The organism is Candidatus Rickettsiella viridis, assembly GCF_003966755.1.
In the GTDB taxonomy this organism is placed as follows: domain Bacteria; phylum Pseudomonadota; class Gammaproteobacteria; order Diplorickettsiales; family Diplorickettsiaceae; genus Rickettsiella_B; species Rickettsiella_B viridis.
Genome location: NZ_AP018005.1, coordinates 204,072 through 227,326 on the forward strand (window position 1 = coordinate 204,072; position 23,255 = coordinate 227,326).

At 37.4% G+C, this 23,255-nt stretch carries 20 protein-coding genes and 1 pseudogene; 16 read left to right on the forward strand and 5 right to left on the reverse strand.

Features of this window, described 5'->3' with window-relative positions; translation table 11 throughout:
- Positions 1-3 precede the first annotated feature (3 nt).
- From rlmN to der, 6 genes are all read left to right on the forward strand, one after another.
- Entirely contained in the window at positions 4-1,119 is a 1,116-nt protein-coding gene (gene rlmN, locus DMP02_RS00985; RefSeq protein ID WP_126322254.1) for a 23S rRNA (adenine(2503)-C(2))-methyltransferase RlmN, read from the forward strand.
- A gap of 131 nt (positions 1,120-1,250) precedes the next feature.
- Positions 1,251-2,009 carry a type IV pilus biogenesis/stability protein PilW gene (gene pilW / locus DMP02_RS00990; RefSeq protein ID WP_172593949.1) on the forward strand — a complete coding sequence of 253 codons (759 nt, stop codon included), beginning with the start codon at positions 1,251-1,253 and terminating at the stop codon, positions 2,007-2,009.
- 2 nt (positions 2,010-2,011) lie between these two features.
- Entirely contained in the window at positions 2,012-3,289 is a 1,278-nt protein-coding gene (gene hisS, locus DMP02_RS00995) for a histidine--tRNA ligase (protein ID WP_126322256.1), read from the forward strand.
- Positions 3,286-3,921: a YfgM family protein gene (locus tag DMP02_RS01000; protein WP_126322257.1), complete on the forward strand. Its 636-nt coding sequence runs from the start codon at positions 3,286-3,288 to the stop codon at positions 3,919-3,921. The genes hisS and DMP02_RS01000 overlap by 4 nt, the downstream gene beginning before the upstream one ends.
- 24 nt (positions 3,922-3,945) lie before the next feature.
- Positions 3,946-5,103, forward strand: coding sequence for an outer membrane protein assembly factor BamB (bamB, locus tag DMP02_RS01005; RefSeq protein WP_172593950.1), 1,158 nt, complete (start codon positions 3,946-3,948; stop codon positions 5,101-5,103).
- Between the two features lie 124 nt (positions 5,104-5,227).
- On the forward strand, positions 5,228-6,565 hold the full coding sequence (gene der, locus DMP02_RS01010) for a ribosome biogenesis GTPase Der (protein WP_126323467.1): 1,338 nt from the start codon (positions 5,228-5,230) through the stop codon (positions 6,563-6,565).
- Positions 6,566-6,587: 22 nt separating this feature from the next.
- On the opposite strand, the gene DMP02_RS01015 is transcribed toward der, so the two are convergent.
- Positions 6,588-7,388, reverse strand: a complete 801-nt coding sequence (locus DMP02_RS01015; RefSeq protein WP_126322259.1) for a Dam family site-specific DNA-(adenine-N6)-methyltransferase — start codon at positions 7,386-7,388, stop codon at positions 6,588-6,590.
- A gap of 204 nt (positions 7,389-7,592) precedes the next feature.
- Here DMP02_RS01015 and DMP02_RS01020 point away from each other — a divergent pair, with 204 nt between their 5' ends.
- Positions 7,593-9,797 carry a hypothetical protein gene (locus DMP02_RS01020; RefSeq protein WP_126322260.1) on the forward strand — a complete coding sequence of 735 codons (2,205 nt, stop codon included), beginning with the start codon at positions 7,593-7,595 and terminating at the stop codon, positions 9,795-9,797.
- Here the strand turns inward: DMP02_RS01020 and DMP02_RS01025 are convergent.
- The 3 genes from DMP02_RS01025 to hisC all read right to left on the reverse strand — a co-directional run bounded on the left by DMP02_RS01025 (position 9,762) and on the right by hisC (position 12,328).
- Complete coding sequence (locus DMP02_RS01025; RefSeq protein ID WP_126322261.1) at positions 9,762-10,562, reverse strand: class I SAM-dependent methyltransferase; 801 nt, start codon at positions 10,560-10,562, stop codon at positions 9,762-9,764. The genes DMP02_RS01020 and DMP02_RS01025 overlap by 36 nt on opposite strands.
- A complete protein-coding gene (locus DMP02_RS01030) occupies positions 10,559-11,116 on the reverse strand; it encodes a class I SAM-dependent methyltransferase (protein WP_126322262.1) in 558 nt (185 codons plus the stop codon). The genes DMP02_RS01025 and DMP02_RS01030 overlap by 4 nt, the downstream gene beginning before the upstream one ends.
- Before the next feature lie 159 nt (positions 11,117-11,275).
- Complete coding sequence (hisC, locus tag DMP02_RS01035) at positions 11,276-12,328, reverse strand: histidinol-phosphate transaminase (RefSeq protein WP_126322263.1); 1,053 nt, start codon at positions 12,326-12,328, stop codon at positions 11,276-11,278.
- 241 nt (positions 12,329-12,569) lie between these two features.
- Between hisC and DMP02_RS01040 the strand changes: the two genes are divergently transcribed.
- Positions 12,570-13,361, forward strand: coding sequence for a type III pantothenate kinase (locus DMP02_RS01040; protein ID WP_126322264.1), 792 nt, complete (start codon positions 12,570-12,572; stop codon positions 13,359-13,361).
- Between the two features lie 19 nt (positions 13,362-13,380).
- Here the strand turns inward: DMP02_RS01040 and DMP02_RS01045 are convergent, their stop codons facing one another.
- Entirely contained in the window at positions 13,381-14,229 is an 849-nt protein-coding gene (locus DMP02_RS01045; protein WP_126322265.1) for a YdcF family protein, read from the reverse strand.
- Between the two features lie 94 nt (positions 14,230-14,323).
- On the opposite strand from DMP02_RS01045, the gene DMP02_RS01050 reads away from it, so the two are divergent.
- From DMP02_RS01050 to DMP02_RS01090, 8 genes and pseudogenes are all read left to right on the forward strand, one after another.
- Positions 14,324-16,204: an IucA/IucC family protein gene (locus DMP02_RS01050; RefSeq protein ID WP_126322266.1), complete on the forward strand. Its 1,881-nt coding sequence runs from the start codon at positions 14,324-14,326 to the stop codon at positions 16,202-16,204.
- Between the two features lie 3 nt (positions 16,205-16,207).
- Positions 16,208-17,389 carry an MFS transporter gene (locus DMP02_RS01055; RefSeq protein ID WP_126322267.1) on the forward strand — a complete coding sequence of 394 codons (1,182 nt, stop codon included), beginning with the start codon at positions 16,208-16,210 and terminating at the stop codon, positions 17,387-17,389.
- A 10-nt stretch (positions 17,390-17,399) separates the two neighbouring features.
- Complete coding sequence (locus tag DMP02_RS01060; RefSeq protein WP_126322268.1) at positions 17,400-17,789, forward strand: GtrA family protein; 390 nt, start codon at positions 17,400-17,402, stop codon at positions 17,787-17,789.
- Positions 17,790-18,179: 390 nt separating this feature from the next.
- Positions 18,180-18,878 carry a hypothetical protein gene (locus tag DMP02_RS01065; protein WP_126322269.1) on the forward strand — a complete coding sequence of 233 codons (699 nt, stop codon included), beginning with the start codon at positions 18,180-18,182 and terminating at the stop codon, positions 18,876-18,878.
- A 280-nt stretch (positions 18,879-19,158) separates the two neighbouring features.
- Positions 19,159-19,926: pseudogene (locus DMP02_RS07490) on the forward strand (sensor histidine kinase).
- A 413-nt stretch (positions 19,927-20,339) separates the two neighbouring features.
- Positions 20,340-21,233: a hypothetical protein gene (locus DMP02_RS01080; protein WP_126322271.1), complete on the forward strand. Its 894-nt coding sequence runs from the start codon at positions 20,340-20,342 to the stop codon at positions 21,231-21,233.
- Between the two features lies 1 nt (position 21,234).
- A complete protein-coding gene (locus tag DMP02_RS01085; RefSeq protein ID WP_126322272.1) occupies positions 21,235-22,083 on the forward strand; it encodes a hypothetical protein in 849 nt (282 codons plus the stop codon).
- Positions 22,084-22,095: 12 nt separating this feature from the next.
- Positions 22,096-23,082: a tyrosine-type recombinase/integrase gene (locus DMP02_RS01090; protein ID WP_126322273.1), complete on the forward strand. Its 987-nt coding sequence runs from the start codon at positions 22,096-22,098 to the stop codon at positions 23,080-23,082.
- Positions 23,083-23,255 lie beyond the last annotated feature (173 nt).

Below are 23,255 nucleotides of genomic sequence, written 5' to 3' on the forward strand. Positions count from 1 at the left end.
TTTATGCAGACAATAACTAACCTATTAGATCTTAATCGCGAAGCCATGGGCGTTTTTTTTACCGAATTAGGCGAAAAGCCCTATCGGGCACAGCAAGTGATGCAGTGGATTCATCAGCGCGGCGTGAAAGACATTGATGCGATGAGTAACCTTAGCGTTAGTTTACGTGAACGTTTAAAATCCATTGTGTCAATTGAATTGCCTGAGGTGGTTTTAGACCAAGTATCTGCCGATGGGACACGAAAGTGGTTATTAAGATTAAAAGACAATAACTGTATTGAAACTGTTTTTATTCCTGAAGCGAATCGTGGAACCTTATGTGTTTCTTCTCAAGTAGGTTGTGCGCTGAATTGTAGTTTTTGTTCGACAGCGCAACAAGGGTTTAGTCGTAATTTAACGGTGGCAGAAATTATAGGCCAAGTATGGATTGCGGTACGTTATTTGGCAGGGGAATCCTTACGTCATGATCACAGCGTGAGTAATATTGTGATGATGGGAATGGGTGAGCCATTGTTAAATTTTGAAAACGTTGTCCAGGCAATGGATATGATGATGGATGATTTTGCTTATGGGTTTTCTAAGCGCCGTGTCACGTTAAGTACCTCCGGTATTGTGCCTGCATTGCAAAAATTATCTGAAGTGAGTGAGGTTGCATTGGCTGTTTCCTTACATGCGCCAAATGATGAGCTAAGAAATCAGTTAGTTCCTATTAATAAAAAATATCCTTTAAAGGAATTACTGGCGGTTTGCCGTGATTATTTTAAAGGCGATAGTCGCCGTCGTATTACCATGGAATATGTTATGTTAGATGGAATCAATGATCAGGTAGAACATGCGCGTCAATTAATTAAGATTTTACAGGGGATTCCTGTCAAGGTGAATTTAATTCCGTTTAATCCTTTTCCGAATACACGTTATCGTCGTTCACCGCAGGTAACGATTGATAAATTTAGAGACTACTTACTTAAAGCAGGGATTAATACCATTACTCGAAAAACACGCGGTGAGGATATTGATGCAGCTTGTGGTCAGCTTGTGGGGCGTGTGCAGGATAGAAGTCATCGTAGTCGTCAACATAAAATTATTTCTGCCGTTGTTGCGCTGTCTGCCGTTAGTTAGAATATACTCACAGCCAAAAATCTAAATGCGAAGAGTATAGTTATTACTTTAATTCCAGCTAAGGGTTACTTTGGCGAATATAAAAGGAGAGGGTACTATCGATGTTAAAGAAAATTATTATAATGTGTTTAATGATAAACTTGGCCGCATGTAGTATTTTTTCCCGTTCATCTATTTCTAGCACGGGTCCACAAGCTGCCAATGCTAATGTACAACTTGGCTTAGCTTATTTACAAAGTGGAGATATGCAGCGCGCTAAGCAAAAGCTATTATTAGCTGAACAGCAGTCTCCCGCATCGACAGAAAGCCAAGGTGCAATGGGCTATTTTTTAGAATCGACCGGTAATTTTTCCCAAGCAGAAGCGTATTATCGTAAAGCAGTCACCCTTAATCCGAAGTCGGGGGTTGCACAAAATAACTATGGTGCTTTTTTATGTCGCAGGGGACGTTATGCAGAGTCCGACCAACATTTTTTATTAGCTTTGCAAGACCCCAGTTATCTTAATACGGCCCAAGTTTATGAAAATGCGGGTTTATGTGCGATGCAAATACCGGATATAAACAAAGCGGGCACTTATTTTACACAGGCAATAACACAGGATCCGAAGTGTGCAATGTCTTGGCTAGAATTAGGGAGAATAAGCTATCAGCAAAAAAATTATCCGCAAGCCCAGCAGTATTTGGAGCAATATATGCAATTAATCAAGGACCCAACCCCTAATGCTTTATGGTTAGGTGCTGTTTTAGCGCGTGCTTTAGGCAATGAGGCAGAAGCGGGATACTATACTTTAATGTTACAAACAAGGTTTCCTAACTCCGATGCTTATAAAGCATTAATGAAAACGCCTAAATTTAAAAATAAACAACAAAAGAAACAACTTTATTACTGATTATGCTGAATAAAATGCAGGCAATTCGTGGAATGAATGATATTCTCCCTGAGCAGATTACTGCTTGGCAGAAGCTAGAAGCGGCATTGCGCATGCTAACTAGACAATACGGATATCAAGAAATCCGTTTGCCTATTCTCGAGAAAACAGAGTTGTTTAAGCGCTCTATCGGTGATGTAACTGATATCGTCGAAAAAGAAATGTATACTTTTTTGGACCGTAATAATGAAAGTTTATCCTTGCGGCCTGAAGGGACGGTTGGTTGTGTACGAGCGGGTATAGAACATGGGTTACTCTATAACCAAATTCAGCGTTGGTGGTATTTAGGTCCCATGTTTCGGCATGAGCGGCCTCAAAAAGGCCGTTATCGCCAATTTCATCAGTTTGGTGTGGAAGTATTTGGTTTAGTACAGCCTGACATCGATGCAGAACTTATTTTAATGACGGCACGTTTGTGGGCTGAGTTAGGATTACAAAATCGTTTAAGCTTGCAAATTAATTCTTTAGGCTCCGCCTCAGCTCGGGAAGAATATAAGAAAAATCTGATTGAATATTTCAACCAACACCAAGATCAGCTGGATGAAGTTTCTAAACGTCGTTTGCAGACTAATCCTTTGCGGATTCTTGATAGTAAAAATCCTGAATTACAGGATTTAATTCAGAAAGCGCCACAGCTATTAAACTTTCTCGACGAAGAGTCTGATCAGCATTTTACTGAGTTACAAACCTTACTTAAAGATGCCGAGATTTGTTTTGTGGTTAATCCTCGTTTAGTTCGGGGTTTAGATTACTACAATAAGACCGTATTTGAATGGGTTATGACAGAGGCTCAGGGCGCACAAAATACTGTTTGTGCGGGTGGTCGTTATGATGGTTTAGTTGGGCAACTAGGTGGCCATGCGACACCTGCGATAGGATTTGCGCTGGGTTTAGAGCGCTTAATTGATTTATTACCACCCTTAAACTTATCGGAAGCACAAAGCCCCGATATTTATTTTATTAATACGGGTGCACTTGCAAGACAACAAGGGTTAATTTTGGCAGAGCAGTTACGTAAGGCATTGCCTAATATGAGTTTAGTATTGGATTGTAGCGGCGCAGGAATAAAATCGCAGTTTAAACGTGCCGATAAAAGTCAGGCGCGTTTTGCTTTGATTTTAGGTGATGATGAAGTAAAGTCGGATACCATTGCTTTTAAAGATTTAAAGCAAAAAAAACCACAAGAGACTTTGCAGCAAGCGGAATTAATGCAAAAAATAACCCAGGTACTTAACTCGTGAATGAATTGGCAGAATTAGAACAAGCAGAGCGTATCAAAGGATGGTGCCGAGAATACGGTGTAGGCATTATGCTGGGGATTGTTTTTGCTATTGTTGGCAGTATAGGCTGGCATTATTGGCAGCAGACTCGAGAAAATAATGCGGTTAATGCCGCCATGGTATATGAAAGCTTTGTTGCTTCTATACAAAAAAATAACCTAACGACCGTTGAAGCTATCGCAAAGAGTTTATTGCAGAATTATCCAAAGACACCTTATGCTTCATTGGCTGCTTTACAATTAGCGAAACAAGCAGTTAATCAGAATAATCTGAGCGAGGCTGAGAATAAATTAATATGGGTTATTCAACATGGAAAAAGTGAAAGCTTGCGCGCCGTGGCACGTACTCGCTTAGCACGTGTGTTATTTGCAGAAAATCAAGCAGAACGTGCTTTGAAAATGCTTGATGAATACAATGATAATGTCGCTTACGAGCCACTTATTCTTGAAGAAAAAGGCGATATTTTCCAGCGTTTAGGGAACCTTTCCAGTGCTTTACAAAATTATTTGGCGGCTGAGAAATTATTTTCTGAAAGCGCTATTGACCAACCGCTCTTATCAATGAAAATTAGTAATCTGACCAAATCAAATTAAAGTTTTTCATGAGACATGAACACTATGCCTAAGTTTCGTCATTTAGTTGTATTTCTTTTATTTTTTCTATTGGCTGCTTGTGCGGGTTTAGGTGATGACAATACGCCTCCTCCGGCGGCATTGACTTCTTATCCTTTCCAATTCCAGCCTGTACCCTTGTGGTCAAGGGTAACGGGTGGTGGAATGGATAAAGATTTTTTACGGTTAGGACCCGTCATTCAGGATAGTCAAGTTTTTGTCAGTAATAAATCGGGGCTTGTGACGGCAGTTACATTGAGTAACGGCCATAAATTATGGCAAGCGAATTTAAAACACCCCACCAGCAGTAGTCCAGCTGTTGGTGAAGGCATAGTCGTTCTTGCTAGCATGCAACCACAATTAATTGCTTTAGCGGCAGAAAGTGGTGATTTAATGTGGCGAGCGGCATTACCTAATCAGGTTTTAGCGCCACCCATCATTAATCAGGGCCATGTAATAGTTAAAACAGTGGATGGAAAAGTATTAGCGTTTGCTTTAAAAACTGGGCAGCGGTTATGGGCTTATAATCATGGTGCGCCCACGTTAGTGCTGCGCGCAAGCAGTATGCCAAGGATTATAGGTAATAAGGTATTAATCGGTTTTTCTGATGGAACACTCACCGCATTAAATTTAAATGATGGAAGGCTTTTATGGGAACATACGATTGCCTATCCTCAAGGCGTAACTCAAGCGGATCAACTGGTTGATATTGCAGCCGATCCTCGATTAGACAGCAAAATGATTTATGTGGCCACTTACCAAGGTAAATTAAGTGCAGTTTCCTTACAAACAGGCCAAATACAGTGGCAACGATCTTTCTCAACTTATTCAGGGCTTACTTTAGGAAAAAACTTGTATGTTACGGATAGTGAAGGTGGATTGTGGGCGTTTGATCCTTCAACAGGACATCTGCTTTGGCACAACCGTTTGTTACAGAATAGAGGTTTAACAGCCCCCGTCATCATGGGGAATAATCTGGTGGTAGGCGATAAAGAAGGTTATCTTCACTGGTTTGCACAAGCGGATGGTCGCCCTTTAGCACGCGTTTTAGTTCATGACAGCGCAAGCATTGTAGCAGCACCTCGTGTGGCTTACCCGCTCATTTGTGTTTTAACTCAGCAGGGTGGATTGTCTGTTTGGACAGAATCCGCATTACATATATGATGTACTCACAAACAATGGGATTTTCGGCAAGGCGCTGCGAAAATGAAGCAACTGGAGTGTATACATGATACATGAGGATTGCGAATTGAGCGGGAACGCCGACGAAAATTCAAGTGCGAAGAGTATGACTACTTCGTTACCCAGTATTGTTATAGTAGGCCGCCCCAATGTAGGGAAGTCTAGTTTATTTAATTGTTTAACTAAGACTCGTCAGGCTTTAGTAGCGGATCTTCCTGGTTTAACACGAGATCGCTTATTTGGTCAGGGTGTTGTGGGGTCGCAACCTTATATTGTTGTTGATACCGGCGGATTAAGCTCTGGGAAAAAAGAAGGTATTGATGCCTTAATGGAGCAGCAGACTCAACGCGCCATCAGTGAGGCTGATTATGTACTCTTTGTTGTTGATGGGCGCGCTGGTTTAACTTCATTAGATGAATTATTAGCACAAAAGTTACGACGGCTTAATAAAAATATTACCTTAGTTATTAATAAAGGCGAAAGTTTAAATTCTGGTTTATTACAGAGTGAGTTTGCTTTATTAGGTCTCGGTGCAGCATTTATTATTTCTGCTGCCCATGCGCAAGGTATTGAAGCGTTGATGGAAAAAGTGTTAGCGCATTTTCCTCCTGCTACAAAGTTAGCGGATCAAGATCAAAATGAGCAAGAATCACCAGAGACAACAAGAGTTAAAGTAGCCATTATTGGGAAGCCTAATGTAGGCAAGTCAACGTTACTCAATCGTATTTTGGGTGAAGAACGTGTTGTTGTATTTGATCTGCCAGGAACAACACGCGATAGTACAGCCCATGAATTTAGCTATAGAAATAAATTATATACCTTGATTGATACCGCCGGTATTCGTAGAAAATCGAAAACGGGCGAAGGTGTTGAAAAGTTCTCTGTTATAAAAAGTCTACAAGCTATTGAATCATGTCATGTGGTGTTGATGATAATCGACGCAAGAGAGGGAATCAGTGAACAAGATTTACATCTATTAGGGTTTATTCTTGAAACAGGCAAGGCGTTGATTATTGCAGTTAACAAGTGGGATGGTTTATCTTCGGAAGAACGTGCACAAGTTAAAAAAGAATTAGATCGGCGTTTACAGTTTGTTAGTTTTGCAAAGCTTATTTTTATTTCTGCCCTGCATGGGACAGGCGTTGGTAATTTATTTACTTTAATTCAGCAGGCATATCGTTCGGCCACACACCCATTAACAACATCACGGTTAACTCGTTTATTGGAGGAAGCGGTGAGTACGCACCAACCCCCTTTAAGTCGAGGTCGAGCTGTTAAATTACGTTATGCACATCCAGGCGGCTATAATCCACCTTTTATTCTTATCCATGGACAGCATACGCGCTCTTTGCCTGAATCTTATCGGCGCTATCTTGAAAACTTTTATCGTAAGGCTTTGCGCATAGTCGGGAGTCCGATAAAAATCGAATTTAGAGACAAATAATTTTAGCCTCATCGTCTTTAACTTATTGAAAAATAGCGAGTATCTCTGACGCTTTGGTTCGTTTCGCCCCGTTACTACTGATATTTCGCTGCACAGATAAAGCTATGAATTTAGCGCCTTGATAAATATTTCGAATAAATTCAGTATCATGATTAGAAACAATCACCACAATTCCTCGAGAAGCTAAATTTTTTGCTGTGTTGGCTAAACTGATTTGTTGTGTTTGGCTGAAACCATCGGCGGTATAGTGGGTAAAATTAGCGGTTTTAGATAGGCTTACATAAGGGGGGTCGCAGTAAACAACATCACCCTGCTGAGCTAAAACTAATGTAGTGCTAAAATCAGCATGAATAATTTTAGCATTTTTAGCATGTTGGTAGAAAAACTGCATTTCTTTCTCAGGGAAATAAGGGTTTTTATATTCACTAAACGGGGTATTAAATTGCCCTTGTTGGTTAAATCTAGTCAATCCATTAAAGCAATGTTTATTTAAATAAAGAAATAAGGCTGCTCGAATACGATTATCTTTACTATCATTAAATAAACGGCGCAAACGATAGAATTCTTCTGCATTATTGAAGCAGGGGTTAAAAAATATTCGGCAATAATTGATAAAAGATTGCCCTTCTTGCTGTAAATATAAGTACAGCTGAATGAGGTCATGGTTACTATCCGCTAAAAGATAAGCGGGGTAACATGTGTTAAGAAAAACCGTTGCAGAACCAATAAATGGTTCAATTAAGCGAGCTGCTGTAGGCAAACATCCCTTTATGTGTTCAATTATACGATATTTATTTCCAGCCCATTTCAGAAAAGATTTCATAAAGTAATATTTTAGAAATTTTAGCTGCTAGTATAGATTGAATTGATTTGAGGAGTTAAAGAATTTTTACTAAGTGTCAGTGATCTATCGGTAAAATTTTTGAAAACTTAATATATACTTAAGCCTAAGTTTAAAATCGGCAGGGTTTTATCCCATAGGGTGTTGAGATGGAAGTTAGGTTTTTTTTTCACTGAGGTGCTATTTATGTTTGAAGACCCTTTCTTTATAAAGCGCTGGTCTTATGTGCTTAGTAACCATCCTTCTAAACGGGTTGAACAACCTCCAGGCGCGATAAAACGGGTATTGGGTAGTTATTTTGGTCCGGTTGACCAATTCGTTGCTACACCTTTAGCTAATGCCAATGTACTAGAAAATATTTTTGGTTATAATCTTTTTACGGCTATCAATAACAGCCGCTATGCAGCAGTATGGCATGGTGCTTTGGCGGGAGTCGGGCTTCTAGCACTATTAATAGGTCATATTGCATTAGTTTACCGTACTTTGCGCAACGATGAGAAGAAAAGCCATTTCTTTTATCTTAGACGATTACTTCAAATTGATCCGGTTGATCCTAATCTCGAAATTAAAAAGATGATGGGAGAAGATGGAATTGATTATAAGATATTAATCGCCGCGGCATATTTTTATTCTCCGGATATCTCTTGGTTAGTATGTTGGAAGCGTCGTTTTTTTTGTTGGGGAAAGCGACGCAAAGAATACGATCTTTTAATGAATTATTTAACAAAGGAAGGACTGGAACGTAGAAAAACAAAAAAAGAAATACTGAATAGTATTTTTATACAAACAATAGACGAGTTGGTTAAATATTTAAACAAAAAAACAGCTGCCCCAGATCTACCTAAAAAGTTTCAACGGAAGGATGGCACCTACTTAATCGGTTTTTCCAAAGAATATTCAAAAATATTCTTTTCCGAGGAAATTGATCCTCCTAAGAATTTTAAGAAAAATGTAAGTTTGACCCAATCTATTTTAGATGCAATTGAAGAGGCCAGTTTTTTCTATTGGCTCTGTATGTTTGCTTTTTATTTTGCTCCAACAGTAGGTATGGTTGCCGGTCTATCTTTTCCCCCATTAGCCTTAGCATTCTTGTTTCTTACTATAAGATGTGTTTACGTTACTTATGCGTTTAAAAAAGATTCTATTAATAAACAGATAGGTATGCTAAATAATACAGAGGTAGATTATTTAGAGAAAGTAGCTTTAAAAAGAAAGTATGAAAGCGATGATATTGAATTGGAAAAACAAAATATTTTTGTCAGAGAACAGCTAGCAATGGGTCGTGTTGAACTCAAGTCTTTTAAAAATTCAAAATTACGCAAGGATTTACTAAACGTACTGGGTAATCGCCGTTTTATGAAGGTTGCTGCTATAGTAGAGGCGTTTGTAGGGGGATGTTTTTTACCTTTTTTTGGCATTTGGCTATTTAGTGATTTGTTTAAAGTAGTAGCAGGGCTTGCTATTGGAGGCGCAGTAACAGGTCCTACAGCACCCGCTATTTTTGGCGTAATTTTTATGGTAATAGCCACTGCTACTCTGTTGTGGGGATTGTGTTACGGGGCTAAAAAAGCGATTGCAGCGGGTAAGGCGCAGGATGAGAAATATGAACAATTAGAAAAAGAGGTAAATAAACTAGACACATTTTCCGTGGAAAAAACAATAAAAGTATTAGATCTATCGTTGCATGATTATGATCGTTTTTTTCGACGCTATAGTCTAAAGCAGCCAGCATGGACGTGGGTTAAAAAACTTTTAAACCGATCGTGGGTTGTTATCAGTCGCTTAGGTACAGGCAGTTTAGTTTTTCGTCTCGTCATATGGGGAAGTATAACGTCTTTTGTGAGGGTTCCAGTTGTATGGATTGCACCCATCTCAGTTCCCTTTATCGCTGTTTTTGCAGTCGCTTTTGCAGTGTGGTATTCCCATGTTTATAATGTTGAAAAAAAATGGAAGAAAGCAGAAAATATTACAAATCATTTTTATTTATCAAGGATGGTAGCTGTAAAAGAAATGGCTCATAAAAAGGTATCGCTTGGTAAAAAAGAAGAGTTATGTACTGACTCATTCCTTGTTCCTCAATCACTACCTAGCTCAAAGAGTGAAGAGTGTCTTAATGCGCAGAATATGGATAACATGGGTCTAATAAAACTCCATTCAAATGATTCGGGCAATACATCGCCTGATCGTGCAAAAGCTAAGATAAGTTTTAATAGTCCTAGGGAGGCGGCGGGAGGGGAAGCATCTGATTCTAGGCCATTAAATTTAAATTATCTGCCAATAAGGGGTAGGGCTAGCAGTTTTACAGAAGGTTTTGGTTCTCGAAAGGGTAAAAATGACTTGAGTTCTTCTCCCGATCTAAATCCCCAAGGTATGGTATGTCATCGGAGTTAAATAAATATCAAAACGCAGCTGTTTCCCAAAAATACTGTGTTGTGGTTTTAATGTTGATAAAAAGGGTGCTGATCGTGCTCTTTTTACAATGACACGTTTGCGTGCATGTGTCAAAGCTAAAGGCAATAGTGTTTGTGCATCTGTATCATCCCCCACGATTTGACGAAGAAAGCGCATTTCTTTTTTTACTAAAGCAGATTTATTTGAAGGGGGGTACATGGGATCTAAATAGATGATATCGGGTAGTTTTTCTGTATCTATCTGGTTTAGATATATTTTTGCCTCTGAGTGAATGAGTTGTATATTGCTAGCAGAGTACTTTTTATCATTTAAAGCACGATCTAACCCATCCTGTAATAAAGCGGCGATAATAGGTGAACGTTCTAATAAAGTGACTGAAAACCCCAATTGTGCAAAAATAAAACCATCATTTCCTAATCCTGCCGTGAGATCTAAAATACCCGTTTTTAAATGTGTTTTAGATCCTATTGCTTTGGCAAGTAATTGTTTTTGACCTTTTAGATGCCGTAATCGATAACCTATCGTACCTTTTAAAAAATCAATTTGTAAACTGCCCCAAGCTTTTTGTTCAGTATTTTTTAACATTAACCCTTTTTCAGAGAGTATTAAAATAAAGGCAAAATTTTCTTGTTGAGAACTATCTATATAAGGTAGAAAATATTGCTTTGCTAGTTTTTGTGCCGCGAGCTGTTGTTGAGGTTCAATGGCGGTCACGGCAATAAAGCTTTTTTTAAAGGGAGTCATTGGCGATAAAAAACATCAATACGGGCGGGCGGTAAATTCTGCCATATCCATTGGTTGTGAATAAGTTTTAGATTCGAAGAAGGGGTTAAAGTTTTTCCCCATAGACTATAGGTATATTGTATAAATATACCGCCTTGCTTCAAAGTCTGATTAATCTCTTGGCCTATTTTTTTTATAGTGTCCGATGCTAAGGAGCGTAAGGGTAAGCTTGATACAATGGCTTGCACAGGGCTTGAAGTATGCTTACTAAGTAATTGATGTAAGTGGCCTGCATCACCTTGAATAATATTTAAACCTGGAAAGCGAGCTGCCAGATGTTTAGCTAGTTTAGCTGAACGCTCAATAGCGATAAGTTGATGTTCAGGTTTTTTTTGGTGTAAAAGGGCTGCCGTAATAGCGCCAGTCCCTGCACCTAGTTCAATGATAAGCCCTGGGTTATTTGCAGGAATTTGCTGTGCTAGAGCATTTGCTAGCTTTTTGGAGCTAGGAAAGAGCGCGCCTACGGCGTTGGGATGCGTAATTGCTTCACGTAGAAATAGGGCCAGCCCTGTCATTATTTTTTTCCTTTGTAAATTTTTATCATTTTATTGTGAGTTTAAAGGAAAAAAATAAGCTTAGATACCCTTGTTTCAAACAAAATCAGGTGTTCAGGGTGTACCCCACTACCAGGGAAGCAAGAGAGTGCCTTCCATTGCACGATGATGGCCACGCTTTTAGAGTTCCTGGGGTAGGATTTTATAAAGTGCTTCTAAAAGCCGTTGATTCTGGTCTTTTAAGCCAATAGAGATACGTAAATGATTGGGTAGCTCATAATCATATAAAGGTCTTACGTATATGTCATCACTTACAAGCTGTTTATAAATAGCTAAGCTGTTTTTCTGTAAGTTTACACAAATGAAGTTGGTATGGGAGGGAATCATAGTAAGCGATAGCTTTTTTAGGCCTTGCATGAGCTGTTTGCGACCTTGCTGATTTACTGCAAGGCTTAACTTCATGTGGGCGTGGTCATATAGCGAGGCCTGTGCGGCGGCTAAAGCAATAGAATTAACTGAAAATGGTAAACATAGGCTGTTTAAATGCTTTGCGATTTTGGGATGGCTAATGAGATAGCCCAAGCGTAATCCTGCTAAGCCATAGAATTTAGAGAAGGTTCTGCTAATTATCAAATTGGGGTAGGTAGACAAAAATTTGATTGTGTTGGGATAGTCGGTGTCTTCAACGTATTCAGCATACGCCTCATCGATAACGGCGAATATATGCGAAGGTAGCTGTTCTAGTAAACGGTTTAAATCAAGCGAGCTGATATAAGTTCCTGTAGGATTGTTGGGGTTTACAATAAAAATTATTTTTGTAGTGGGTTCAACAGCCGCTAGAATGTGTTCAGTAGTCGTATATTGGTAAGTATTAGTAGCAATTCTAAGTTGTGTGCCCGTGTGCTGGATAATTTTTTTGATGCCTATAAAGGAATAGTTGGGTAATACCGCAGAATTTTTCGTTGTTAAATAGGTGTTGCTTAGTAATTCTAATAACCCTTCTGAGCCATTCCCAAGTGTGATAAGGTCGGGAGAGATGCTTAAATGTGTGGCTAAACTTATTTTTAAAGCGGATCCATGATTGTCGGGGTAACGGTGGCAGTTTAATAACGCTTGTTGAGCCGCTTTTATTGCTAATGGGCTGGGCCCCAGTGGATTTTCATTGTGATCGAGTCTAATTGGCCCTGCTTGCGTTTTATCGGGGTAAGCTCTTTTTTGCTGAGTGATTGTCATGGTGAGGGTATTTTAAGTATAGTAGGGTACTATTTCTAGTGCTAAGATTATACTTTTCGTACTAAAATTTTGGCTGTGCCCTCGTTCAACTCGCCGTCCTCATGTATGTTGTATACACTGCGGTGGCTTCGTTTGCGTGGCCCCTTGCTAAAAAATCCTTTGCTATGAGTATATTAAACTTCTTCAGAAATCGCTCGGCCTTATTTAACTAACTAGTGGCGAGCGAGTATATAGGTGATTCATGTTGTTATGTTTAGATATAGGCAATACACATATGTTAGGTGGTGTCTTTGAGCAGGGAAGAAAAAAAGATAAACTTATTTTTCGATTTCGATACGCTACCTCTTTACTGGGAAGTGCCGATCAGTTTGGTATTTTTTTGATTAGTATTCTGAAAGTCCATGGCCTTAACCCTGCGAAAATAGCAGCAATTGCTTTATCGTCTGTTGTACCCAATTACGATTATACGCTAAAGCATTGTTTTTCTCAGTATTTTAAAGAAGCGCAATGTTTTCTATTACAGCCAGGGATTAAAACAGGATTGAATATTCGCTGTAAAAATCCGAATGAGGTAGGCGCTGATCGAATTGCCAATGCAATTGGGGCTATTGCAGTTTTTCCTGAGAAGTCTCTTATTGTCGTTGATATGGGAACAGCAACAACATTATGTGCGATTAGAGCAAATCGTGATTATTTAGGTGGCGCTATTTTGCCTGGGATGAGGCTTTGTATGGAGGCTTTAAAAAATAATACGGCTAAGCTTATGGCAGTCAATATAGAGGAGCCTGTCTCTTATATAGGTAAGACCACACGAGAGAGTATACAAAGTGGGCTTTATTATGGGCATCTGGGCGCGCTGAAAGAACTTATTTTAGGGTTTAAAAAAGAAGTTTTTTCTGGGGAAGAAGTAAAAGTGATTGGTACAGGTGGTTTTTCTCAACTTTATGAAGGAAAAGAATTATTTGATATTCTCATTCCAGAGTTAGTTTTGCTGGGTTTAAAAAAAGCCTTTGAATATACTTCCGACCATTAAAAACCGGGAGTCCCATAACTCAACTGTTTTTATTGATAATGGTTTTATTCTCATCCCATCCGAAAAAGTTATAAATATAAAACTGGGCAATGCCAATTATTTCATGCACAGCAAAATCATTTATAGCAAGATTATAGGCTAATGGAAATTTACTGAAAGGAATCGTAATAAAATCTGATGCAACAGGAATGGGATAAATATTAAAATAGGAAAAATATAACAGTGCCCGTCTTAGGGTTAACCCTGAGCTGACGAGTAATATTTGGTTGCTAGGTTGTTGTTCTAATAAAGTACTGATAAATTTAGTATTCTGGAAAGTATTTTTACTATCTGGCTCTAATTGAATATCAGAATCCTTGATACCTAAGTTTATTAATGTCTCTCTATAAGTCGCTGCCTCGGTTTTTCCATTATGTTGTGGATCGCCGCCACTAATTAGGATGTGGCAGTGTGATGAATTGATTTTGCAATTGTGATACAACGTAGCCGCGGTTGTAATGCGTGAAAAGGCCATTAAACTAGGTTTTGTCTCATCTGAACCAACTGGTTTGCTAGTGCCCGCCCCTAAAACGACAATGGTATTACTTTTTTTCCATTTGATAATTTGGGGTTCTTTGTAGATTTGTAGGGATTTTAATAAATAAAAAGGAATAAATCCATTCCCTATTAGTAGAAAAATAAATAAGGTAATTAAGCCGGTTAAGAAATTTAGTTTTTTATAACAGAATACTCCAAACAGGATGGTAAGCAATAAAAGTAGAAAAATAACAATAAAAGTAGAAAAATAAATAGCGTAGACATTAATTTTCTCCCTTAATTGCAAAAGATAAATTAAAGATATATTAATTAGATAAGAAAACAAGTCCATTAATCAATTCTTGACTCAAATGTAAAACCATGAATAATAATGATTACATAGGGATTGGTAGTTTTTATTTTATGATATAAGGTAGGTGGTTGTTATGCAGATGCAAGAAATTGCTTCGCAGCAGGTAAAGTTATTTGAAAAAGAGAAAGTTTATCGAGATAACGATAACTTTTTTTTAAGCGAGGATATGCTAGAGGTTAATAAAAATTCCTTGAGGCAACTTTTATTAGCTTTTTTAAGAGAAAAAATTTTTCCATATCGTTATCAAAATAATAATTTAATTTTTGATTTTTCGCATTCAAATTATTTTTTATATGTGAATAACGTAAAATTATTTTCTTTATTGCGATTTACAAGTTTCGATACCTTGGTGTTGATAAATAAAGAAAATTTTTCAAGACAATTTATTACTGATCCCTTGATGTTGCTTGAGATAGTTAAACTCGAATTGGAGAAAACATTAAATCTGGATCAGTGGAGTAAAGTATACAACGAGATTGCTAACCATTTGCAGAATGCCGTGCTGTCTAATCGGGAAAAACTTAAGCTCAAAGGCGATGTTTTTTCGGAAAAAAATAAAAAAAAACACTATAATACGTTGTCTTATGTTTTTTATCTCTATAAAAATATAAAAAATGCATCACTTAGATTTGAGCAAATAGCTGCATTTAATGGCCATCCTTATCATCCGTGTGCAAAAACCAAACTGGGTTTTTCTATAGAGGATGTTTTTAAGTATTCCCCAGAATTTTCTCCAAAAGTTTGTATTTACTTATCGGCTGTACATAAAAATTACTTACACGTCGAAAAGTCAAAAGAAAAGCCAAATTTTAGACATTGGTTTGCAAAATATTACCCTAATATTTTTGAAGAGTGGCTAACAGAGCTACATAAGCTAGATTTAAATGTAAACGATTATCTACCGTTTCCTGTTCACCCGTGGCAAGCTAAGCATGTCATTCATGATTTATTTGCAGATGATATTCAAGAAAAAATTATTCTTTTATTTAAAAATGTTACGATAAGTATGAGCCCAACTTTATCTTTTCGTACCTTATCGCCCATTGAATATTTGAATGCACCGTATGTTAAATTGTCAGTAGCAGTACAGGCAACCAGTGTTGTTAGAACGATAACAAACGCCTCTACAGAAAATACACCCAAAATTACCTCTATTTTAGAGGAGATTTTAATAAAAGAAAATAATTTTTCTGATAGGTTGTTTATTTTGCCGGAGTATTATGGGCTGCATTTAAAAAATATACATGAAGAAAAATCAAAGAATTTTACGGTGATTTTTCGTGAAAATATCAATAATTATTTACAAGAGAATGAAACTGCTATAGTAGTTGCTACTTTATTTGAAAAAATATCACCTAATAATAGAAGTTTTTTTGTAGAATTAGTGCAAACGGCAGGATGTTTGAACTATGAGGATGCATTGGATTATTTCTATAATTATGTCGATATAGTATTAGGAGGATATCTAGATCTGTACTTGATCTATGGTATTGCTTTAGAAGGGCATCAACAAAATACGTTGGCATTATTTCAAGATGCCTCTATTAAACGGATAATTGCCCGAGATTTTGCAGGAATTAGAGTTCACGGTCCTACCTTAGAAGCAAGGGGATTTAAATATAAGGCTTATCCAGGTTCACCTACTTTAACTGAAAATAAATCTATTGTACGTAATCAATTATTATATACCGCGTATCAAATTCACTTAGGGGAATTAATATTGCTATTAGCTGAATTCTTTTCTTGTGATGAAGCTTGTTTTTGGGACATAGTGAGAAACGTTAGCTGCCAACGTTTTGAACAGTTAAAAGGAAGGCTTGAAAAATCAGTCTGGGACGAAGAATATAATGCAATTTTAAAAGAAAATTGGTCACTGAAAGCGCTATTACGCATGCGTTTAGAAAAAACTAAGCATAGTTTATTTTCTTCGATATCAAATCCTTTATTTGTATAAACAATGGAAATTGAAAAAGATCTCTGGTATTTACAAGTACGGTTGGTTGTTTTTTCCCAATTTATTATTATTTTAGCGTTAGATATGAGTGATCCATATTGGCCGCTTATTTTATCTTCGTTTCATTTATTTAATCCACGTTCATTACAATACTGGAGCGGCGCTATTTATATGGCGCCGTTACTAACAACTATTTTGACCACATTATTATGGACAAAAATTGGAGAATTTATAGGTTATAAAAAAATGATATTGCGTGCTGGATTTGCATTGGCTGCTACGCAATGGGGTTTATTTTTTTTTGCTAATCCCTGGGCTATTTTTACTATTCGATTAATACAAGGGGGATTGGCAGGATTTACTGCGGCGGCACAAGCCTGGTCACTTTCGATAACGCCCACCAATACACATAGTCAAATAGTCGGGCGTTTACAAGCAGCGACAGCGATGGGAAGCATCGTGGGGCCTATATGTGGTGGGATTATTTCACATTATTATGGATACTTATCGATTTTTATTTCTGCGGGTTGCGTTTGTTTATTACTTTCATTCGTTTTAGCTAATTTTCTCAAAGAAAATCCGCTTCAATCGATACGAGCATCCGTATCAAGCCGACAAAAAAGATTTTTTCTTGATGAAGGTAAACAAAACTTATTACTCTTATTAATTTGTAGTACCCAAGCTGCACGTTGGATGTCGGCACCTTTTTTTGCTTTATATGTTGCAGAGCAGTTACATGCGGATAATTTAACCTTGGGGTTTATTTATGCGACGATGGCTTTAACCATGTCTCTAACGACTTCGATCTTAGGACGTATTATCGATAATAAACCAGGTCAGTATGGCGGGATAGGGTTACTGATTGTTGCGCTACTATTAAGCGGTTTAGCCCAGTGGGGCTTTGCTTTTATTAGCAAATCCTATCTTGCTTTTGCGGTGAGTTTATTTTGGGGAATAAGTTTAGGGATTATTTCTCTCTTACTTTTTAGCTTTTTATTAAAAGGTATTGGGGATGAGAGTAGAGCGAAAGCAGTGGGCTTAGGTAATACGGCGTTAAAGTTAGGCAACCTGATTGGCATTATGATGGGTACTCTGATACAAGCAGAAGGACATTTTATGTTAAGCTTTGCGGTTATTGGCGGTGTTTACTTTTTTTTAGCAATTTTAGCAGGATGCTATAAGTAAAGCGGTTTTTATGAAAGCATTATTTTGGCAATTTTCGCGTTTCTTTATTGTAGGTGCATCCTCAGCTTTAGTTCAGTTTTCTATTTTAATAGGATTAGTAGAGCTTTTTTCTGTAAAACCTATCGTTGCTTCTACTCTAGGTTACCTAGGAGGGGCACTGATTAATTATCTTCTTAATCATTACTTTACATTTAAAAGTACCTTGCCGCATCGGCAAGCTGTATTACGTTTCTCAATCAACTCACTTTTTGGTTTATTTGTTAATTTTGTAATGATGGCTTTTCTTTTAAGGCATTACCCTTATGTGTTAAGCCAAGTATTAACGTCGATGGTTGTATTAATTTGGAATTTTCTTATACACCGATATTGGACTTTCCATTCGAAAAAGAAAGTAATATAGCTCCGACTAAGGTTAATTAAATTTTTTGAAATCTAGGTGTATGCAAGCTGGTGAAAAAGCATTTGTTGTTAAGTCGCTTAGCATGGAAACATTCGCATCCATTTTAGATGAAATATTGTATCTCTCAAAAATCAGTCTTTTGATAGAGGCTAAAAATTTAGTTGTTAGAAGAATATACCTGCTCATAGTAAGAATAATTTATTTTTTTCTGAGTTATTATCTTTTTTAAGATGCTGAAAAAGAAGTTAGTAAAGTTCGTGTCTAAATGAGCTAACCACTCCTTCAGTTAGCTATATGCGGTTGATTTTTTTTAAGTCAGGTAATTTTTCTTGCTTTCCACTTACTCGTTTTTGAGTTATTGATCTGATTAATCGACATAATGAAACGGATTTGAAAATAAAAAAAATCAAGGTACTTTTAAGTTGTTTTTTACAAAGACATTATATCGGTACTGAATCTGCTAAAAAGGGAGGTGAAATCTGGAAACGAGAGAATGAAGCCGCTTTAACGTGTTTGGATAAGGGTACAGTCTATGAAATAAGCCATTGGAATGAATGGGTTAATCATCCGGATTATGAAATTACTTATGCAGAGGTCATCTCATTGCATGAAAGCAACGATGCGTTTAAAACGATCATAGGTAATTTGGTCAAGCGGCATGCCCCTAAAGCCGATGAAGCCTCAGCAAAAAACTATCTTTTTGAAGAGTGTACGGTGTTTATTCTTTTAAAGAATGCACATGTTAGTTACCCCAGCAATGAACTCAATGCGGCGGTTGACTTTGTGACCCGCTATTTTAAAACGAATATTCATTACCACGGTTATGCGTTTTACAGTAAAGCGGAAACATCATTGTCCCGTAAAAAAGTACCGGCAGGAAAACCGTCATCCAGTCACGCGGTTTTTTTAGAGGAAGAAAAAGCGATTAAAGAAGAAGTACTGAAATTAGCGAGTAAATTAGAAAGTATCGGTATCGTAGGTAAATCAAAGCAAATTACCTTTTTTAAAAAAGCATTATCAAATACTTCCTTAGAAGGAGTCGCCACTACTAATCAGGAGGAGGTTAAGCATGCATCCCCTCGAAAATAACCTCAATCTGATTAAGTCATCGACTTTACTGGCGTCTATTTTTGATGTTTTAGGACTTAATTATAGCGTGATTGATTCTCAAGGAGATTATATTGTTCAAAATAACGGGTCTGTTTCTAAGATTTCATCGGGCCATATGAACGCCGCGCAGGTAGATCCGATAACTTGGGAAGATTGTAAAAACGTGATGATAAAAAAAGAGCGTACCATTATTGAAGAACAATTCAAAGAAAGGTACTACCTTTCGATTAAACAACCCTTATACGATAATTCACATTGTATGGGTATTTTAATTGTGAGTCTTGATATTACGGATAAGAAAAAAGCAGAGCTAGCCAAGCAAGCGCTATTAGAAAATGCTCGCCATGATATTCGTACACCTTTTTCAGGGATAGTAGGATTTGCTCAACTTGTTCATTCAACAAACGATATTAATAAAATAAAGGAATATACACAAGATTTGGTTTTATCTACTGAAGAGTTTTTGGAGTATCATAATAAATTACTTGAAGCTATCAAGGTGGCTGATAACGCCCATGGTGTATTTCAGAAAAGAAAACTTAATTTGATGGAGGAAATGGTATCCGTTATCGATATAAACAAATTAGCCGCTATGACTAAAGGTATAGAATTAGATTTAATTTACGATAAAAATATTCTTGCTTATCCTTATTTCATCAGTGACCCGATACAAGTACATCGTATCGCATTAGAGTTAGTCACAAATGCTATAAAATTTACTGAAAAAGGAAAAGTAGAATTAAAAGTTAATATAAAAAAGAAAGATTTAAAAAAAAGCATTATAGAAATTTCTGTTAGTGATACAGGGATTGGTATACCTGTGGATAAGTGAGAAGAGATATTCACTCGATTTAATCGACTGTCTCCTTCTTATAAGGGTATTTATAAAGGAGCGGGCCTAGGATTAAGTATCGTGAAACAATTTGTAGATAATCTCAGCGGTGAAATTTTTGTAGAAAGTGAAGAAGGTAAAGGATCAACAATAGGATGTTATATACCGTTTCAAAATCCATTATTAATGGATTAAAAATACTTTTAATTATCTATCTTCCGATAATTGATATTATATTTTTTATTATACTTATTTTTTCATATTGGGAATATTGTTAATGAATGATTCAGAATCAATATATGAATTAATGAAAGCAACAGGTGTCAACTCTGAAGGGGTGACTGCATGTCCGACGTAGGACATATAGCAGCTTAAGTTTAGTGAAGTGATATAAACAAATTTCGAGGAGGGAAGAGCACGACGACCGAAATTTTTCGTGAGCATAACAACATGTTGAAGCGCTATGATACAATTTATATACTAATAGTTACTATCATGTTATGCTCCAAAGTGGTAGTTATTTGTTAATTAATAATAATAATAAAAAGACATGTTATCCAAAAAATTAGTTATTATAACTGTTTTATTGAGCGTGACAGAGTTTGCTCATGCTAACTTCACACTTCCCCCCCCCTCGCTTATCTGTTAATGTGTATGCGAGTAATCATGCGGTAGCTCAAACAGACTTGATGTTGTCTTTGCAGGGAGACAGTACACATAATCTCTATATAAACCCTGTACTTTCTTATGCTACGAACAGCCAAGGTGAGTTAGATGTAGGTTTAGGCTATCGCTGGATTCCAAACAAGGCCGTTATTTATGGAGGCTATCTTTTTGGAGGCTATAGTCGCATCAACAATAATGCGCGTTTATATATTATCAATCCAGGTGTAGAAATTTTAGCCTCTCGTTGGGATACACACTTAAATGTTTATATCCCTGCTGGCGATCGTCATTATATCGTGGGCAGTGATGCTGGCTTACCTTATTTTTCTGGGCATTCGGAACGTGTTAATATTTTTCAAGCCGATCAATATGTTGGTTGTGGGGGTGATATTAAATTTGGTTACCAACTTTTCCCAAACTCATCTTGGAAAGGTTATTTAGGAAGCTATTTTTTTACACCCGCGCAAAGCAATAATATTTGGGGTGGAGCAGTAGGTTTGGAATATTGGTTGGATAGTTATTTGAAGGTTATGGGTAGTTACACCTACGATAAGCTGCATCAGAGTACGTATGCTATCGGGTTAGGATTAGAATTTGGAGGAACTCATCGATACCGCGCTAACCCAACCCTAGAGGAACGCATGACTGACCCGGTGGAACGTCATTTGGCTGAACTTGGACAAGGTTCATTCATCCCAGCTCATACCAATAAACAGTTTTTAGGCGCCCAAGAAATGCCGTGGAACATACCGACACCGACACCGGATCCGATACCGACACCGATACCGGATCCGACACCGATACTGGATCCGATACCGATACCGGATCCGAAATGAAGTGGGTCGTTCCAATATAAGCAAGTCAACGATGTGGGTTTATAAAGGCGGTAATGGATTAGTGCTAGCCAATTGCACCTTTGAAAATCCTTGTGGACCTACCGATCTAACAGATGCCGGTGCTAGTCAATTAAATAATTTGCTTCCTAATACGGTGATGTATTTCAATGGCGGCAATTATAATGCTTTAAATGTTCCGGGTGGAACTAGTCCCGTCACCTTACAAATGGGTCAAAGTATTCACTCGCGTACCGCAGATTACAGTCATCCTGTAAGTGGTACAGAACGTTCCATATTTAACGGCGCCTTTATTCTTCCGGGCAATAATACGCTGGATAGCATTACCCTTTTATCCACCACTGATACAGCTGATGACACCGGTGTGCTCATTAACGGGGGCAATAACAATGTTATCAATAACAGTCAAATTGGTAATACCAGAAATACCTTTACCTTAGGAATAGTAGATAACGGGCAAAATACTATAATTAATAACAGTGATATTTTTTCCTCTAAATATGCTCTTAATATGAACGGTACTTCTAGTAGTGTCTTGAACAGTCGAGTGACTGCTAAAGGACGGAATGCCACTGGGATTTATTTTTACAAAAATAAAACTTCAAATTTTGTAAAGAATACTCAGATCCAGGTAATTGATGGTAGCGGCGTCCCATCAGGCATTTACGCTGACGGTTCCTCTGTAGAGGTACAGGATAGTATTATCCAAGCTAGTGGATCCAGGGTACGTGGAATCGTCTCTAGCTATTCAAGCACTATTTCTATAAAAAATACACAGATCCATCGCAGGGTGACTTCAACAAGAGGAGAAATAAATTATGTCACTCTGTAAACGTAAAATAACATCTGGTGGATCAGACTTTCTCACAATGGAAAGAGAATACAACGATCTACTGGGACTTCAAACAAACTAGCAGCGCAAGAATTACATGATCAGTTAAAAGCTGACTTGTGGCGCCAAGTTAAATTAGGTGAAAAGCCTGAACGTACTTGGCAAGAGGCAGTTGTTAAATGGTTAAAGGTATCAGCACATAAACGAAGCCTTAATCACGATAAATTTAATCTTGCTTGGTTAACTCCGTATTTAAGGAATAAAAAGTTAAGTGAAATTGATAATCAAATGATTGAAGAAATTGCAACTATCCGAGAAAGTCAAGGTGTAGCTTCTGCTACAGTGAATAGACTATTGGCTCTGATTAGATCAATTCTTCAAAAAGCTGAACGCGAATGGAAATGGATTGATAAGGTTCCTGTTGTTTCTATGCGTTATGAGGGAGAAGAGCGTGAACGTTGGTTATCTAAAACAGAGGCCATGAGACTTATCAAAGAATTACCTTCGCACTTAGCTGACTTGGTTACTTTTTCTTTAGCAACTGGATTGAGACAAGCGAATGTTTTAAATCTACGATGGAAAGATGTTGACTTAGATAAACGACATGCAGTTATTCCTGCAAGTCAATCTAAAACAAAAATATCGATAGCTGTTCCTTTAAATGCAGATGCTATTTCTATTCTACGAAAACAACTGTTTAAGCATTCAGAATTTGTTTTTACTTATAAGAATGTTCCGATCAAACAGTGTAATACTAAAGCTTGGAAAAAAGCCTTAAAGCGAGCAGGAATAGAAAATTTTCGTTGGCATGATCTACGTCATACTTGGGCTTCGTGGCATGTACAAAATGGAACTTCATTACAAGAGTTACAACAACTCGGAGGGTGGACTTCATTTAAGATGGTTCTACGCTATGCTCATTTAAATAGTGATCAACTTAAACGAGCAGCAGAAAGGATTGCTGGTACAAATTTGGTACAGGTGCCGTTACAAGGATAGAAGGGATATGGTTAAGTCCTTGATTTTAAAGGAGATTACTGGTGGGCCGTGATGGGGTCGAACCATCGACCAATAGATTAAGAGTTTGGTGCTATAAAACGCGTAACTATATGAAAAAAGATGAATTTTTAAGGTTGTGGTGATAAAAGAAAGTGCCATTTTGAGCCGTATAC

Excerpts from the sequence above, each read along its gene's own strand:
- rlmN (WP_126322254.1), top strand. The coding sequence starts at position 4 with ATGCAGACAATAACTAACCTATTAGATCTTAATCGCGAAGCCATGGGC.
- pilW (WP_172593949.1), top strand. The coding sequence starts at position 1,251 with ATGATAAACTTGGCCGCATGTAGTATTTTTTCCCGTTCATCTATTTCT.
- hisS (WP_126322256.1), top strand. The coding sequence starts at position 2,012 with ATGCTGAATAAAATGCAGGCAATTCGTGGAATGAATGATATTCTCCCT.
- bamB (WP_172593950.1), top strand. The coding sequence starts at position 3,946 with ATGCCTAAGTTTCGTCATTTAGTTGTATTTCTTTTATTTTTTCTATTG.
- der (WP_126323467.1), top strand. The coding sequence starts at position 5,228 with ATGACTACTTCGTTACCCAGTATTGTTATAGTAGGCCGCCCCAATGTA.
- DMP02_RS01015 (WP_126322259.1), bottom strand. The coding sequence starts at position 7,388 with ATGAAATCTTTTCTGAAATGGGCTGGAAATAAATATCGTATAATTGAA.
- DMP02_RS01020 (WP_126322260.1), top strand. The coding sequence starts at position 7,593 with ATGTTTGAAGACCCTTTCTTTATAAAGCGCTGGTCTTATGTGCTTAGT.
- DMP02_RS01025 (WP_126322261.1), bottom strand. The coding sequence starts at position 10,562 with ATGACTCCCTTTAAAAAAAGCTTTATTGCCGTGACCGCCATTGAACCT.
- DMP02_RS01030 (WP_126322262.1), bottom strand. The coding sequence starts at position 11,116 with ATGACAGGGCTGGCCCTATTTCTACGTGAAGCAATTACGCATCCCAAC.
- hisC (WP_126322263.1), bottom strand. The coding sequence starts at position 12,328 with ATGACAATCACTCAGCAAAAAAGAGCTTACCCCGATAAAACGCAAGCA.
- DMP02_RS01040 (WP_126322264.1), top strand. The coding sequence starts at position 12,570 with ATGTTGTTATGTTTAGATATAGGCAATACACATATGTTAGGTGGTGTC.
- DMP02_RS01045 (WP_126322265.1), bottom strand. The coding sequence starts at position 14,229 with ATGGACTTGTTTTCTTATCTAATTAATATATCTTTAATTTATCTTTTG.
- DMP02_RS01050 (WP_126322266.1), top strand. The coding sequence starts at position 14,324 with ATGCAGATGCAAGAAATTGCTTCGCAGCAGGTAAAGTTATTTGAAAAA.
- DMP02_RS01055 (WP_126322267.1), top strand. The coding sequence starts at position 16,208 with ATGGAAATTGAAAAAGATCTCTGGTATTTACAAGTACGGTTGGTTGTT.
- DMP02_RS01060 (WP_126322268.1), top strand. The coding sequence starts at position 17,400 with ATGAAAGCATTATTTTGGCAATTTTCGCGTTTCTTTATTGTAGGTGCA.
- DMP02_RS01080 (WP_126322271.1), top strand. The coding sequence starts at position 20,340 with ATGCTAACTTCACACTTCCCCCCCCCTCGCTTATCTGTTAATGTGTAT.